Source organism: Catenuloplanes japonicus (assembly GCF_000717135.1).
Classification (GTDB): domain Bacteria; phylum Actinomycetota; class Actinomycetes; order Mycobacteriales; family Micromonosporaceae; genus Catenuloplanes; species Catenuloplanes japonicus.
This window is the reverse complement of record NZ_JNXY01000094.1, coordinates 1-416: the sequence shown is the minus strand read 5'-3', so window position 1 is coordinate 416 and position 416 is coordinate 1. Positions and strand designations below refer to the sequence as shown.

The window sequence follows — 416 nt, the reverse complement described above, 5'->3', positions numbered from 1 at the left end:
CCGAGGCGCTGGCGCATGCCGAGCGAGTACTGCCCGACCCGCTTCCGTGCGGCTTTCGCGTCCAGCGCGACGGTGTCGAGTACGGCGTTCACCCGGGTCCGCGGTACGCCCATGGTCATCGCGGACAGCGACAGCACCTCCCGCCCGGTGCGCCCGCTGTGCTGTGCGGACGCGTCGAGGAGCACGCCGATGCGGCGTCCCGGGTTGGGCAGTTGCCGGAACGGCACACCGGCGACGGTGGCGCTGCCCGCGGAGGGTGTGGCGAGGCCGCAGATCATGCGCATGGTGGTGGACTTGCCGGCGCCGTTGGGTCCGAGGAAGCCGGTGACCGTGCCGGGCTCGCAGGTGAACGAGACATCGTCGACGGCGGTGTGCGCGCCGTACCGTTTCGTCAGGTGGTCAGCCGTAATCATGCC

Annotated in this window: 1 protein-coding gene; it reads right to left on the bottom strand. The window is 71.2% G+C overall.

What is annotated here, in order from left to right:
- A partial coding sequence (locus OP04_RS48135) for an ATP-binding cassette domain-containing protein (RefSeq protein ID WP_033346814.1) occupies nt 1–413 on the bottom strand: 413 nt, incomplete at its 3' end.
- Between the last annotated feature and the right edge of the window lie 3 nt (nt 414–416).